Genomic DNA, 14612 nt, shown 5'->3' on the forward strand with positions numbered 1-14612 from the left:
AAACTAACGAAAAATCCGGTACCAATGACAGTTTGTCAGGACGTACAACCCTGGGCATCCTGGGGAACTTCTCCCCATCCCTTTTCCCGTCGCCGTTTCCCGAAATGCTGATAAACAACGAGTTACGCCACCCTCCGCCGCCTGGCTTCCTTATTGTTAAAATTTTATTGAAAAACACCTTATTCGATTCCATGAAACTCAGGCAACCAAAGTTCCCCTGGGTGTTGGGCCTATTCTTGTTCCTACAGGCACACCCCACGGCGGCGCAAAGCACGGCGCCCGTCACCGCCCCCAGCGCGGCGCCCGTCACCGCCCCCAGCGCGGCACCCGCCGTCGCCCCAAGCGCGGCACCCGCCGCCGCCCCCAGCGCGGCACCCGCCATCGCCCCCAGCGCGGCACCCGCCGCCGCCCCAAGCGCGAGGACGTCCGACACGCTCCCCCCCGCGAAGGACACCACGAAGCTCCCCGGCAGCGATTCCGTAAAGACCGTAGTCGCCGACACGACGCCCGCGAAACCAGCGGCTCACGCCGTGGCACCGCCCGCACGAGCGGCGGCTGGCGCCGCCGCGGACACCCTTCCGAAAAAGCCCTCCTTTAAGGGCCCGGAGATCAACGGCATCGTCTCCGGCCCCAACGATTATCCCCTGGATTCCGCCAATGTCACTACGGCAGGGGGATTGGCGATTCGCGCCGCGGCAGACGGGTCGTTTAAAGCCCCGTTTGTAAAGGGCTCGTTCCTGCTGGTGTCCAGGCGGGGTTATGAAACGGTAAAGGTGGTCATGACCGCACCGGGCGCGATCCTTATGGTCAAGCTTGCCAAAAGCGCGACGAAGGAAATCCAGGAGGTGACGGTCACCGCCCTGGGGATCTCGCAAAAAAGCCGGGCCGTGGGCTACTCGATCCAGGAGGTGGGCGGCCAGGAGGTGGCGGTGGCCAAGGAGACAAACTTTGTAGACGCCCTTCAGGGAAAGTTGGCGGGGGTAAACATCAATGCGAACAACGGGTCGATGGGGGGCTCTACGAAGGTGACGATCCGGGGGAACAAGTCGATTACCCAGACCAACGACGCTATCTACGTAGTGGACGGGGTCTTTATGAACAACGAGAACGTTAACAGCGTTGGCCAGCAGATCGGGGGTGGTGGATACGACTACGGGAGCCCCATCCAGGACATCAACCCGGACGACATACAGGAGATTTCGGTGCTGAAGGGCGCGGCGGCCTCGGCCTTGTACGGGAGCCGCGGGCAAAACGGGGTCATCCTGGTCACGACCAAAAAAGGCGCGCCGGGGCGGAAGTTCGGGGTGGACTATTCGCTCAACGTGGAGGCGCAACAGGTGTACGTGCTGCCGAAATTCCAAAACGAATACGGGGCGGGGATCGGGAACTCATTCGACACGCTTTGGTACAACCAGAACCCGCAGTACTTCAAAAGTCCGACAAGCCCTGCCTATAGCGATCCTGTCCGGGGTGGGTATGACCTGATGCCGCAGTATTCGGTGGATGAGTCCTGGGGGCCGAAGCTAAACGGGCAGTTGATCCGGGCGTATTATTCGTTTGACCAGGACAAGGGGAATCCCTTTTTTGACCAGCTCACGCCCTGGTCTCCGCAACCCAACAACGTCAAGGACTTTTTCAATACGGGGGTAACGGTGAACAACAGCATTGCCTTTGGGGGCTCGGACGATAAAGCGACGTACCGGTTTTCGTATGGGAACATGGCGCAGAAGTTTATCCTGCCGAATTCAAACCAAGTCCGGAACAACCTTTCGATCAATGCTTCCTATAAGGTCAACCCCTGGCTGACGAGCGTGGTCGCGGCGAACTATGTCTCGAACAACGCCACGGGACGGCCGGGGACGGGGTTTACCGGGGCGAACCCCATGCTGAATTTTGTGGAGTACGGACAGCGGCAGTTGGAGGACGCGAAGCTGCGGTATTACAAGTTCCCGGACGGGACGCAGTTGAGCTGGAACCGGACGAGCTTTAGCAACCCGGCGCCGGCATTTGACGACAACATTTACTGGATCAGGTATATGGAGCCCGAAACGGACAGCCGGAACCGGTTGTTCGGGCAGGCGGGTTTTGACCTGAAACCCGTGTCCTGGCTGACGATACAGGCACGGATCTTTATGGATATGTACCATATCCTACAGGAGGAGCGGACGGCGAAAGATTATTTCGCCGGGAGCTATACGCGCACGGACCGGCAGTTTCAGGAGCTGGACTACCAGTTGCTGGCGACCGCCCGGAAAAACCTGGACAAAAACTGGGACCTGAATGTAACGGCGGGGGGTAACGTCGAACAGCAAAACGACCAGTACAATACCGGGGCGATCCCGATTTCCGAAGGGCTGATCATCCCGGGGCTGTACACGCTTTCCAACGCCAACGGACCGGTCATCTATAGCGGGGACATTGTCCGTAAACAAATCAATTCGGTTTTTGCCACGGGTACGTTGGGGTACCGGGACCTGCTTTTCCTGGACGTCACGGGGCGGAACGACTGGACGAGCGCGCTGGCGCCGGGGCACAATGCCTATTTCTATCCCTCGGCGGCGCTGGCCTTTGTGTTCTCGGACCTGCTCAAGGCGCGGTGGTTGTCCTTTGGAAAGCTGCGCACAAGCTGGGCCCAGATCGGGAACGACATTACGCCGTATAGCATTTACGATACCTATAGTGCGCCGGGGCTTTTTGGAACGGAACCCACCATGGCCACCAACCCCGTCAAAAACAACCCCAACCTGAAGCCGGAACGCAGCACCGAATACGAGGAAGGGTTGGAAGCGCGGTTCTTTCGCGACCGTATCGGGCTGGACTTTACCTGGTATGACCGCACGACCCGGGACCTCATCATCCCCATGCAGATCACGCCCACGACCGGGTACACGAACGTGTATGTCAATGCCGGGGCGGTGCGCAACCGGGGCATCGAGGTGGAATTGTCGGGCCGCCCGCTGGACCTCAAGCGTTTTTCGTGGGACATCGGGATCAACTTCGCGAGAAACAGCAACAAGGTCACGCAACTGACGGTCCCCAACAACCCGTCGCAAAACGAGATCGTCATTGCGACCGAACGGCGGCTGCACTCGGTCTCGGACGCGGCCATCAAGGGGCAGTCGTTGTTTGCGCTTACGGGTACGGACTATACCTACCTGAACGGGCAAAAGGTCGTCGACTCGACGGGGTTGTACGTCCCCTCCGCACCGGGTCAGGTGATCGGGCATACGGCGCCTGATTTTACCGGGGGTGTCACCAATACCCTCCGGTGGGGTAACCTGAGTTTAAGCGTGCTGGTGGACTTTCAGCATGGCGGCAACTTTTTTTCCTACACTAATTTATATGGGGAATACTCAGGCACGCTGGCGGTGACGGCGGCAAATGGGATCAGGGAAAACGGGATCGTGGCCCAGGGGGTTTACAAAGACGGATCGCCCAATACCACGAACATCCCGGCTATGACGTATTTCGACGCGGACCAGGGAAAGCGTGTCAACAAGGCGAATGTATATGACGCGTCCTATGTCTACCTGCGGGAGGTTCGACTGGGGTATAGCCTGCCGGCCAAATGGGCCGAACGGCTCAAGGCGGACGCCTTGCGGTTGTCGCTTTACGGGCGGAACCTGTGGCTGATCCATTCCAACGCGCCTAATGTCGATCCATCGAACATCGTGAATTCAGACAGTAATGTCCAGGGACTGGAGGGGGGCGCCTTGCCCTCCGTGCGGACTTTTGGGCTCAACCTCACAGCAAGCTTCTAACGACTATGAAATACTTACTTATAATGACGCTTCTTCTCGCCTCCTGTACAAAAACCCTGGAGAGCGTCAACCACGACACCACGCTCCCCAATACCGCTCCGGTGGAATACCTCCTCACCGGCGCGGAAGTCTCCTCGATGGGGGACGTCTATGACGCGGCGGCGGCCGTCAACGGCTATGTAGGCATGGAGTATGCACAATACTGGGCGGGCACGCAGTCCGAGGCGTCAAGCCGCTACCAATTGGACGAAGGCGCGAACAACACGCTTTGGAGCCTGTATAGCGGGCCCCTGATCAACCTGAACCAGATCATCGCGGTCAACCGGGCGCAGGCCGGGGGACCGAACCCCAACCAGGTGGCGATTGCCATGATCCTGAAGGCGTGGATGTACGAACTCCTGACGGATGTATATGGAAACATCCCCTATTCCCAGGCCCAGCAGGGGGTGGCGAACCTGACCCCCGCTTATGACGACAGCAGGACCATTTATACCGGTCTTGTCGCCCAACTGGATTCGGCGGTGGCTATGATGGATTCCACCAAAGAAGGGTATAAAAGTGGGGAGTTGTTCTACAACGGCAACCTGACGCAATGGAAAAGGCTTGCCGGGTCGCTAAAGCTGCGCATGGGGATCCGGATGGCCGACGCCGATCCCGCGACCGCCAAAACCCTGGTCTTATCGGCCGTGGCTGCAGGGGTCATGCAGAGCGGGGGGACGTGGACAAGCCCGGGGACCGCGGACGACGCCTTGTTCCCCTACGAGGTCACCGCGCCCTACCAGAATCCCTTTAACGCCGCCCTCCGGGCCCTCAACCAGTTTGTGGTCAGTTCCACGCTGGTCAACTTAATGGACTCCCTCCAGGATCCCCGTCTTCCGAAATACATGGCCTATCCGGACGGGGGCGGGTCCTTCAAGGGCAAGCCGTATGGGCTCAATATGTTTGGGGATGACTTCAATGTGTATTCTTTTCCGGACAGTTTTCCGCCCCGGGGGGTCTATAGCCCCACCTTCCCCGGCATCCTGATGACCTATAGCGAGGTCCAGTTCGACCTCGCCGAGGCCGCGGCCCGGGGATACGGTCTGCCCCTGGACGCCGCCACCTATTACGCCGCCGGGATCAAGGCCAGCATGACGTTTTGGGGCGTGACGTCCGACAGCGCCGTCAATGCCTACCTGGCGCGGGTTCCCTACAACGCCGACGACTGGAGGGACTGTATCGGTTCACAAAAGTGGCTGGCCCTGTACCAGGACGGGTTGCAAAGCTGGTTTGAACGGACCCGGCTGGATTTCCGCCAGCCCGGTGGACAAGCCCTGTTTATCGCTCCCGTAGCCGGTTCCCTCGACCCCACCGTGTCGGTCGTCCCCTACCGCCTGACCTATCCCGTGTCCGAAGCCAGCACCAATGCCGCCAACTACCAAAAGGCCGCCGCGGCCATCGGGGGAGACACCAAAGGCACCAAGCTGTGGTGGAACAAATTCAACTAGATTTGTTCCATGAAAAAGCTTGGGCAAACAACCTTGGAAGTATCGCCCCTAATGCTGGGCGGCAACGTATTTGGCTGGACGGCCGATGAGAAAACTTCTTTTGCGATCCTCGATGCCTTTGTGGATGCGGGCTATAATTTCGTGGACACCGCCGATATCTATTCCCACTGGGCGCCGGGTCATACCGGGGGCGAGTCGGAAACGGTGATCGGCAAGTGGTTCCGTGCGAGCGGCAAGCGGTCAAAGGTCGTGATCGCTACCAAGGTCGGTGGGCCCATGGGGAAAGACGACTCCAAAAAAGGTCTAAAAAAGGACTATATCCTCCGCGAAGTCGAAGACTCCCTTCGCCGCCTCCAGACCGATCACATCGACCTTTACCAGTCCCACTTCGACGACACGACCCTGCCGGTCGAGGAACCCCTGGAAGCCTATGCGGCCCTGGTCAAGGCCGGCAAAGTGCGCTTTATCGGGGCGTCCAACTTTACCCCCGCGCGGTTGCGCGCCGCGCTGGCTGTCGAAGGCCTGCCCCACTACGCGAGTCTCCAGCCGTTGTACAACCTGATGGAGCGCGAGGCGTTTGAAAAGGAACTGGAGCCTATCTGCGCGGAGCATGGCCTGGGTGTGGTCCCTTATTATTCGCTCGCGGCCGGTTTCCTCACCGGCAAATACAGGACCGAAGCCGACCTTGGCAAGTCAACCCGGGGTGGGGGGGTGAAGAAATACCTTACGCCCAAGGGCCTGGGGGTATTAAAAGCGCTTGACGAAGTCAGCGCGCGCCACCAGACTGACCTCGCTTCGGTGGCCCTGGCCTGGCTTATGGCGCGGCCGACGGTTACGGCGCCCATTGCCAGTGCCACCAGCGTGGCGCAACTGCAAAGCCTGTTCAAAGGCGCGCAACTGGAACTGAACAGCCAGGACATCGTACAGTTAGACCTGGCCAGCGCCTGGAAATTACCGGTGGCCAACGGGTAGATTTTGTATCTTGATGGAGCCGTGAAACGCTTCGTCCGGATCGCTCTCGTCTGCTGCCTGCTTGCCAACCGGGCAATCGCGCAACCCTTGGCCGTCGTCAGACGCCTGGGCTTCGCTGACGGTCTTGCTGACCACGCCGCGCGGCACATTCTGCAAGACAAGTTTGGCTTTATCTGGATCGCTACCGATAACGGTCTACAGCAGTTCGATGGGTATCGCTTCACGACCTACCACCACATACCCGGTGACAGCACCACCATTCCATCCGACCAGGTGACCAAAGTCTGGGCTTTGTCGGATGGCATGTTGCTGCTGGCGACCGCCTTCCAGGGGTTTTGTCTGTTCAATCCCTTTACGGGCAAGGTGATCCCCATGCGTAAAGATCCGTTGCTGGCCAAAGTCGACTATGCCTTCGGGGCGGCAGAAGACGGGCAAGGGAATCTCTGGTTGACGGGTCAAGGCGCTTTACTATCCTATCGCTTGTCCGACGGGCGCTGCCGGTCCTTCGATACGCTGTTGAAAGGCAGGCTCGACCATTTTGTGGGGGATCTTTTTTTCGATGCAAAAGGGAGGCTTTGGATCAGTGGCGCCGCGGATGGTGTTTTTGTCCTGGATCCGGAGCGGGGGCAGCTTTTTGGATACGGACACAACCCCGATCACCTGGCCCTTCTGGATCAGCGGCTGTCGCTCGTGGCCTTTTACATGGACCGGGAACAAAGGCTTTGGGTGGCGCAGGATGGGGGGCGTCTTTTGTGTTACGATATCCCTCATAACAGGCTCACGAGCCAGGCGCTGCCCAGGGGCACCACCGACGTCCGGCAGGTGCTGGAGGACCACGAAGGCCGTGTGTGGGTGTTTACGGGAAGTTTTCAACTCATCAGGAATGCCACCGTCTGGGGTTTTGCCCCGGACCGGTCGCCCCAACCCGCCGTCCCCTACGAAGCGCTCCAGGTGATGGAGGATAAGGAAGGTCTTTTTTGGATGGCCTCCCAGCACGGGATTGACATCACCGATCCCAGGGGGAGCCCGTTTACGTTTCATTCCGCCGATCCTTTTGGCCGTTTCCCCGGCAATCCAAAGGAAACCGTGACCCTCTTTCAATCCAGGGAAGGGGAGGTCTGGCTCACGAGCTATGGAGGCGGGTTCCTGGAGATGGGTCCCGACCTGGTGCCCAGGCGGCAATGGCTGTACCCGGCCGGTATGGGCGATTCGTCAAGCAGGGCGTGGGCGATGGAACAAATGGCCGACGGCCGTTTGTGGATCAGTTGTCAGCATGCGTGGATGTCGGTCCTCGATCCCCGCACCGGCCATATAGAAACGCTTCGACCGGACGCCCTGGAGGGGAAAACGGTGGTGGCGATGACCCGGGGAGGTGCGGACGATACCTGGCTGGGGCTCTATGACGGCCTCGCCTACCGGGATGGCCTTACGGGGCGCTTTCGGCGGGTGGCGCCGGCGTTGCCGTACCGTGGGTTTACCACCTCGGGGGTGACCTCGCTGTGGTACGAGCCGGGCGGGGCCGATGCGCGCAGCGCCCGCCCGGGCGGCACCCTCTGGGTCGGCACCAACAACATGGGCCTCCAGCGCTTCGACCCCGCCTCCGGCCGGTACCTCCGTCAATACGAGCCCCCCGCGTTGAGCAGCGCCCTGATCACCTGCATCGCCCCCATAGACGACAGCACCCTCGCCGTCGGCACCGCCACCGGGGGGATAAATTTTCTAAACAAAAACACGGGCAAGGCCACCTACCTGACGGCGGGCAATGGTCTGCCGTCCAACAATATCCTGGCCGTGGACGCCGGCAGCCCCGGGTACCTCTGGGTCGCTACGCCCGTCGGCATCTGCCGGATCCGCGAGGCGGATCGCCGCGTCACGGTGTACGACAAAGGGGACGGGCTGGGCCAGGAGATCCTTACCGGGATGCGGTTTTGCCGTTTGAGGGACGGGCGTATGCTGTTGGGTTGTAAGGGCGGGTTTTACAGCTTTGCCCCCGACAGCATGCCGGTGGAAGACCCACCCCCGGGGGTATTCATTACCGCATTGCGGCTGGAAGACCGGACCGTGGGTATGGACGCGTTGCTTCCGGGGAACCTTAGCGTAACGCTGCCGTATGACCGGGACGAGATCAGCATCGATTATGTGTCCCCCGACTACCTCAAGACCTCGGCCTATTTTTACGAGCTGTCGGGTTATGACCGCGACTGGGTGTCCGCGGGAATGGACCGGAGCGCCCGGTACCACCACCTGCCCGCCGGCCGGTATACCTTCCGGGTCCGTTGTCAAAACCAGGAGGGCTTGTTCGGTGGACGCGTGGGCAGCTTTGAACTGGTGGTCCTACCGCCGTTTTGGAAAACGGCTCCTTTCCTGGGTTTGTGCGGGATCGTCCTGGTCACCGTTGCCTCCCTCCTGTACCTGGGCCGGATCCGCCGGATCAAAGCCCGGCAGGCCCTGCGCAACCGGATCGCCGCCGACCTGCACGACGATATCGGGTCAAGCCTGAGCGGGATCAACATCTATAGCCGGATGGCACTTCACCGCCTGGAGGACGCCCCCGGTCTGCTGAACAAGATCAGCGACCGCTCGGAGAAAATGGTCGAAGCGCTCTCCGACATTGTGTGGTCGATCAACAGCCGGAACGACCAGATGGAGCAGGTCGTGGCACGCATGAAAGAATACGCGGCCGACATGCTCGAACCCCAGCTCATCCATTATTCGATAGAGATCCACGGCCCCGTCGAACGGCTGGATATGGACATGGCCGACCGGAAGGAATTCTACCTGATTTATAAAGAAGCCTTAAACAACGCCGTCAAATATGCCGGTTGTACCCGTGTCCATATCGTCCTGAGGGTCGAAGAACACAAGCTGGTCATGTCCCTCCGGGACAACGGCTCCGGATTCGACCCCGCCGCGGTCGCACAGGGCAATGGGCTGGCAAACATGAGGGCCCGGGCTAAAAAGCTCCGGGCCACGATTGAACTGGAGACTGGCCTTGGGTTGGGGACGGTGGTCACGCTGACCGTCCCCAAACGCTAATAATATGTAAAGGTTTCTTTTAACATCAGTTTCCCTGAAGCCGTCGTCCCCGTTATGGACAATACCCGGTGGTTGTTGTCGACGGAATAAGCGTAATTCTCCACAGAACGGAACACCTGGTTTCCCGGGAGGTATCCCACCGTGCTGACCTTGACGGGAAGGTCAAAGACCCGGTCGAAATAAGTATACAAAAAGCTGACCCCTGCGGAAGACTGGTTACCCATGATCCCATTGTAGGTATAGGAGATGGAATCGATCGTAGTGACACCAAGGGTGGTGGAACCGTATATGGCCAGGGTGATATCCTCCCCGGTATAGGTATAACCAACACGGCCTATTTGGGTGACCGAGCCGGAAACGGATTCCCTGAAGGTGTAGCCGGTACAAAGACCTGTACCATCGTAGATATACACCGTCCGGAGAACAACGGCTGCCTGACCATTGCTGCTGGTGGTGGTGATCACACTGTCCAGTTCGGTGTTCGAAGAGTTGACATAGTTCTTGACGTCACTTTGCTCCGTCAATGTATTGCTGCTGGTAGCGACCGATTGCGAACCCGTCACCTCTTCAAGGCCTGAACTGTATGCATAAGTAAAGGACACTGTCTCGGTAGCGGTCTGTCCATTCGTAATAACGGTGCCGCTTTCCGTCAAGGTGCTCACCCGGTTGTCGTTGTCGTACTGGTAGTTGGAGGTAACGTCGGAATTTTGGGCGTTCGTCGCCGTATCATAACCGATGTACACCACTTGTTTTACACGGTCAGTGGTGCCGGAGGAGGAGGAGCCGCCTCCGCCGTTTTTTCCCTTGATGCATCCGGTAAGCAAAAGGAAGGAAGCTAAGATTAGGTGTATGTATCGCATGGCCCAAAACTACAAGCCTGCACCGCGCTGTGCAATACCGAAAACAGGGGAGCTCAGTCAAACAACCGGTTCCGCAACGCCTTCGCGACGGCTTCGCTTTTGGAATGAACCTGGAGCTTCTCGTAGATATTCTTGACGTGTGTTTTGACGGTTTCAAAGCTGGTACCTGTCTCCGACGCAATCATTTTAAAGCTGTTGCCCCGGACCAGGTAGCCCAGTACTTCCTGTTCTTTTGCGGACAAAGAAAAGCCGTCCGATGGCGTCTGCAACCCTTTGCGCGTATGCTCCAGGACCATACGCGCCACCGAAGCGCTCATAGGGGCGCCCCCGGAAAGGACTTCGTCTATGGCTTCGAAAAGTTTACGGAACGCCTGCGGCTTCAGGATATAACCCGACGCCCCCGCGCAAATCGCATCCAGCACGTGCCGGTTGGTGTCAAAAACGGTCAGCATGATAATTTTCACCGAAGCATTCACCGCCCGGATACGGCGCACCCCTTCAATCCCGCCGGTCCCGGGCAGGTCGATGTCCATCAGGACGACATCCGGTGCATACGTTTTCAAGTCCTCTTCCACCCGGCCGCATTGTTCAAACGCGCCGTCGCAGCGATACTCCGCGGTAAGGTTGATCATTTGTACCAACGCATCCCTGAAATCGGGATTATCTTCATACACGAGCAGGTGGACTTGCATAGTTGCGAGGGAAAAGATGGGGAATTTTTCCGGTTTCGTCAATCCCCCAAAGAGGGGAAACGTTAAAGTTTATGGGCGGGGGTACAACCGGTTGTAAGCGCCGTATTTTCATAGGGTCATGAAAACGCTTTGCTTCTTTCTCGCCGCGCTGCTGTCTGCCAGCGCCGCTGCCGCCCAAAACAGCTGGGCCGACGGCGACCACCCGTCGCTCTTTGTCCTCGGTGGTTTTAATGAGATGTTTGTACAGGATCCCGGGCACATATTCAATATCAGTTTCCCCTACACCACCACCGCGGTGTCAGGGACCCAGACCTTTAGCGGCAGCCTGAAAGGTAGCTACCGGCCCGAAGTTCCCATGTTCGACGTCCTTCTCCTTGACGTGGTATACAAACGGTCCGGTTATTACCTGGGGTATGGCCTCAACCGGCAACTGGGCAACGACTACGCGGGTTATGTCAAGTTCGGGTATGACTATGCCTTCCCCTTTCACGGCCTGATGCTAAAACCCGGTCTCGATCTTGTCTTTTTTACAAAAAGGGAGGAACGCATGGGGTCCATCGACAACGTCAACCAGACCGTCAGCGCGCTGGGTATCCAATCCGGGGACTATTACACCGTCACCATAGACGACGGCGAGTATGCGACCTACGACGAGACCTATTCCACGGACCACCTGGACATCGACTATTCCCGGTCAAGCCTCGACCTTGGTCCCCGCCTGACCCTGTCCACACGGCCCTTTTGGGGAAAGGCCGTCCTGAGCCTTCAGGCCGGTTGGCTGCTGCCCCTCGTTCAAACCAGCCGCCTGCGTTTTGAGCAAGTCAGCGCCCATGCTTCCGATCCCACCCACCTGGCCGGTCACGTTACCCTTCCGCAAAACGGGTCCGTGGGCGGACCCTATGTGGGGATCACTGCGGGGGTGCGCGTGGGGAGGGTTACCCGTTCTTAATCGTACGGTGTGTATCGCCAGCGGACGATTAAAACCTGATGTTCGGTATGATTTTTAATGAGTTATAAAGTGGCAACTTTCTTGCTGACCAACGGATAATGGATAAATACAACCTGCAATACTTACTGGAGCAATACATGAATGATCGCGCATCGGAAGAGGAATTCGACGCACTGCTGGAATATTTAAAGGACCCGGAGTCGGATGACGTCCTGCGCGAGGTGGTCGATGAGGTAGGCGTCCGCCCGGTATTGCCTCAAGGATTAGATGCCTGGATGGACCAACAAACCGCAAAAATGACGGCGATGATCCATCCCCCCTGGCGACACCCATACGGGCGAAAAAGCCGCCCGCTCGCGGGCATCCTGGAGTTGGCCGTGAGCGTGGTTTTGTGCCTGCTGATCGGGGTATGGATGATGGAAGGGCTGACCCTGGCGCACCAGCAGACGGTTTCATTATCGACAGCGAACATTTCACAAAAAATAACACGATGATCTTTAGAAACGCCTGGCGTCACCTGCGTGCCGGTAAAGTCTATACCGTGATCAATGTCCTGGGGCTGGCCGCCGGTATGGCGGTGGCCCTGTTGATCGGTTTATGGATAACGGACGAGCTTACGTTCGACCACTACCACAAGGACCACGCCCGCCTTGCGGAAGCGATGTATGTACAAACCGTGAATGGCGCGCGGTCGACGTCCGGAGAAGTCCCTATCCCATTGCGTGCCGCCCTGGAGCAGGCCTCCGGTGCCGGTTTTGAAAAGATGGCGCTGACCTCCCACCAGATGCCGTTTGTGATGGGCACCGGTGACAGGAAGGTGTCCGGGACAGGGATGTTTGTAGAGCCCGGGTTCCCGTCCATGTTTTCCCTCCGTCTGTTGGAAGGCAGTGCCGGCGCTCTTCAAGACCCGTCCTCTGTCCTGTTGTCCCGGTCCATGGCCAAAGCGCTTTTCGGGAACGGCGATGCGCTGGGTAAAACAGTAAACATCAGCGGCCGGATCGACCTGAAAGTGGCCGCGGTATACGACGACCTCCCTCCAAACACCACGTTTACCACCGTGGGTATTTTGGCTTCGCTGGACAAATTCCTGAAGGTAGCCGGCATGGAAGACGTCAAAACGAAATGGGGTAACCGCAGTTTTTTCTTATACGCATTGCTGCATCCCGGCGCGGACGCCAATAAAATATCGGAAGGCCTTCGCCACCTGCCCGGGCAACACGTAGAAGGGAGCACGGATGAAACGTTCCTGTATCCCATGGACCGCTGGCATTTGTACGGCGACTTTACCGACGGCAAACCGGACGGCGGCCGGATACGCTATGTATGGTTGTTTGGGCTCACCGGCATTTTCGTGCTTTTGCTGGCGTGTATCAATTTCATGAATTTGTCCACCGCCAGGAGCGCTAAACGGGCCAAGGAAGTCGGTATCCGGAAAACGATGGGCGCCCTGCGCGGCCAGTTGGTCGGGCAATTTCTTGGTGAGTCCGTTCTCCTGTCCCTGCTGGCGTCCGCGGCGGCGATGCTGATGGCCGCGCTCACCCTTCCCTTTTTCAATGACCTTTCGGGCAAACAAATGCAGCTGCCCGCGGATCAGCCTGTTTTCTGGATCGTAGTCCTGGTCTTCGTCTTGTTCACCGGGCTGCTCTCCGGTTGTTACCCCGCGTTTTACCTCTCGGGCTTCCGGCCCATCCGGGTCTTGAAGGGAATACTGAAGGTGGGCCCTTCTGCCCGAATACCGCGGAGGATCCTGGTAACGGTACAGTTTACCGTCTCCGTCGCCCTGATCGCGGGGACATTGGTGGTGCTCAAACAAGTCCGGTACGCGGAGGAAAGACCCGTCGGCTACAGCCGGGCGGGGTTGATCACGCTGACAATGTATGACAACGACGGTTTCCGGAATTATGCAGCGCTCCGGGATGCCCTGCTCAAGACGGGCATGGTCGCCGGTATGACCGAGTCCTCCAGCCCCTCCACCCACATCTGGAACAACTATGGAGACCTCGACTGGCGCGGCAAAGACCCCCGGACGGGCGCCATGTTCGGGATGGTGGCCGTGACCCACGACTTCGGCCGGACCCTCGGATGGGAAATACGGCAAGGCCGCGATTTTTCCAGGTCCTTCGCCACGGACACCGGTGCCTTTATCCTCAATGAAACCGCCGCGAAACTGACCGGTTTTACACACCCGGTGGGAGAAATCATGCACTGGGAAGGCAAAGACCGGGTCATCACCGGCGTGGTCAAAGACCTCGTCATGGAGTCCCCCTTCATGCCCGTAAAACCAACGGTTTTTTTCCTCGACTACAGCAGCTGGCTGGGCTTCGTGACCATCCGTCTCCAACCCAATGTCTCCGTGCATGACGCCCTGGCGGCGATCAAGCCGGTATTCCAACAATACCAGCCCGGGAGCCCCTTCGAATACGAATTTGTAGACGACACCTATGCCGCGAAGTTTTCGGACGAACAACGGCTTGGCCAGCTCGCCGGTATATTTGCGGTGCTCGCCGTCTTTATTTCCTGCCTTGGTCTTTTCGGCCTGGCCTCGTTTATGGCGGAACAGCGCACAAAGGAAGTCTGCGTGCGCAAAGTACTTGGCGCCTCCGTTTTCCGTATATGGAGGCACCTGTCCGGTGAGTTCCTCGCCCTGGTGTGTATTTCCTGCGGGACGGCCGTTCCGGTCGCCTGGTATTTCCTGGACCGGTGGCTGCAACACTACACCTACCGCACCCCCTTGCACTGGTGGCTTTTTGCGGAAGCCTGCGGGGCGGCCCTCCTGATTACGCTGGTGACGGTCAGTGTACAAACCGTCAAGGCGGCTTGGGTGAATCCGGCGGATAGCTTGAGGACGGAGTAGC

Annotated in this window: 9 protein-coding genes; 7 read left to right on the plus strand and 2 right to left on the minus strand. The window is 58.6% G+C overall.

The genetic code is table 11. The features are described 5' to 3' along the window. Positions 1-191: 191 nt before the first annotated feature. From EDB95_RS25795 to EDB95_RS25810, 4 genes are read left to right on the plus strand one after another with little or no spacing between them, the layout of a single operon-like run. The gene (locus EDB95_RS25795; RefSeq protein ID WP_162852795.1) at positions 192-3761 is read left to right on the plus strand and encodes a SusC/RagA family TonB-linked outer membrane protein; all 3570 of its coding nucleotides are present in this window, start codon (positions 192-194) and stop codon (positions 3759-3761) included. Between the two features lie 23 nt (positions 3762-3784). After that, a complete protein-coding gene (locus EDB95_RS25800; RefSeq protein ID WP_162852796.1) occupies positions 3785-5248 on the plus strand; it encodes a SusD/RagB family nutrient-binding outer membrane lipoprotein in 1464 nt (487 codons plus the stop codon). A gap of 9 nt (positions 5249-5257) precedes the next feature. Next, on the plus strand, positions 5258-6220 hold the full coding sequence (locus EDB95_RS25805; RefSeq protein WP_133999501.1) for an aldo/keto reductase: 963 nt from the start codon (positions 5258-5260) through the stop codon (positions 6218-6220). Positions 6221-6241: 21 nt separating this feature from the next. Then, complete coding sequence (locus EDB95_RS25810) at positions 6242-9256, plus strand: sensor histidine kinase (protein ID WP_133999504.1); 3015 nt, start codon at positions 6242-6244, stop codon at positions 9254-9256. On the opposite strand, the gene EDB95_RS25815 is transcribed toward EDB95_RS25810, so the two are convergent. After that, complete coding sequence (locus tag EDB95_RS25815; RefSeq protein WP_133999507.1) at positions 9253-10116, minus strand: hypothetical protein; 864 nt, start codon at positions 10114-10116, stop codon at positions 9253-9255. The genes EDB95_RS25810 and EDB95_RS25815 overlap by 4 nt on opposite strands. A gap of 53 nt (positions 10117-10169) precedes the next feature. After that, positions 10170-10808, minus strand: a complete 639-nt coding sequence (locus EDB95_RS25820) for a response regulator (protein ID WP_133999510.1) — start codon at positions 10806-10808, stop codon at positions 10170-10172. A 118-nt stretch (positions 10809-10926) separates the two neighbouring features. Here EDB95_RS25820 and EDB95_RS25825 point away from each other — a divergent pair, with 118 nt between their 5' ends. The 3 genes from EDB95_RS25825 to EDB95_RS25835 all read left to right on the plus strand — a co-directional run bounded on the left by EDB95_RS25825 (position 10927) and on the right by EDB95_RS25835 (position 14611). After that, positions 10927-11757: a hypothetical protein gene (locus EDB95_RS25825; RefSeq protein WP_133999513.1), complete on the plus strand. Its 831-nt coding sequence runs from the start codon at positions 10927-10929 to the stop codon at positions 11755-11757. 137 nt (positions 11758-11894) lie between these two features. Further along, complete coding sequence (locus tag EDB95_RS25830; RefSeq protein ID WP_133999515.1) at positions 11895-12251, plus strand: hypothetical protein; 357 nt, start codon at positions 11895-11897, stop codon at positions 12249-12251. Beyond that, the gene (locus EDB95_RS25835) at positions 12248-14611 is read left to right on the plus strand and encodes an ABC transporter permease (RefSeq protein ID WP_133999518.1); all 2364 of its coding nucleotides are present in this window, start codon (positions 12248-12250) and stop codon (positions 14609-14611) included. Before EDB95_RS25830 ends, EDB95_RS25835 begins: the two co-directional genes overlap by 4 nt. Position 14612: the final 1 nt, after the last annotated feature.

This window comes from Dinghuibacter silviterrae (genome assembly GCF_004366355.1).
Lineage (GTDB): Bacteria > Bacteroidota > Bacteroidia > Chitinophagales > Chitinophagaceae > Dinghuibacter > Dinghuibacter silviterrae.

Excerpts from the sequence above, each read along its gene's own strand:
- EDB95_RS25795 (WP_162852795.1), top strand. The coding sequence starts at position 192 with ATGAAACTCAGGCAACCAAAGTTCCCCTGGGTGTTGGGCCTATTCTTG.
- EDB95_RS25800 (WP_162852796.1), top strand. The coding sequence starts at position 3,785 with ATGACGCTTCTTCTCGCCTCCTGTACAAAAACCCTGGAGAGCGTCAAC.
- EDB95_RS25805 (WP_133999501.1), top strand. The coding sequence starts at position 5,258 with ATGAAAAAGCTTGGGCAAACAACCTTGGAAGTATCGCCCCTAATGCTG.
- EDB95_RS25815 (WP_133999507.1), bottom strand. The coding sequence starts at position 10,116 with ATGCGATACATACACCTAATCTTAGCTTCCTTCCTTTTGCTTACCGGA.
- EDB95_RS25820 (WP_133999510.1), bottom strand. The coding sequence starts at position 10,808 with ATGCAAGTCCACCTGCTCGTGTATGAAGATAATCCCGATTTCAGGGAT.
- EDB95_RS25825 (WP_133999513.1), top strand. The coding sequence starts at position 10,927 with ATGAAAACGCTTTGCTTCTTTCTCGCCGCGCTGCTGTCTGCCAGCGCC.
- EDB95_RS25830 (WP_133999515.1), top strand. The coding sequence starts at position 11,895 with ATGAATGATCGCGCATCGGAAGAGGAATTCGACGCACTGCTGGAATAT.
- EDB95_RS25835 (WP_133999518.1), top strand. The coding sequence starts at position 12,248 with ATGATCTTTAGAAACGCCTGGCGTCACCTGCGTGCCGGTAAAGTCTAT.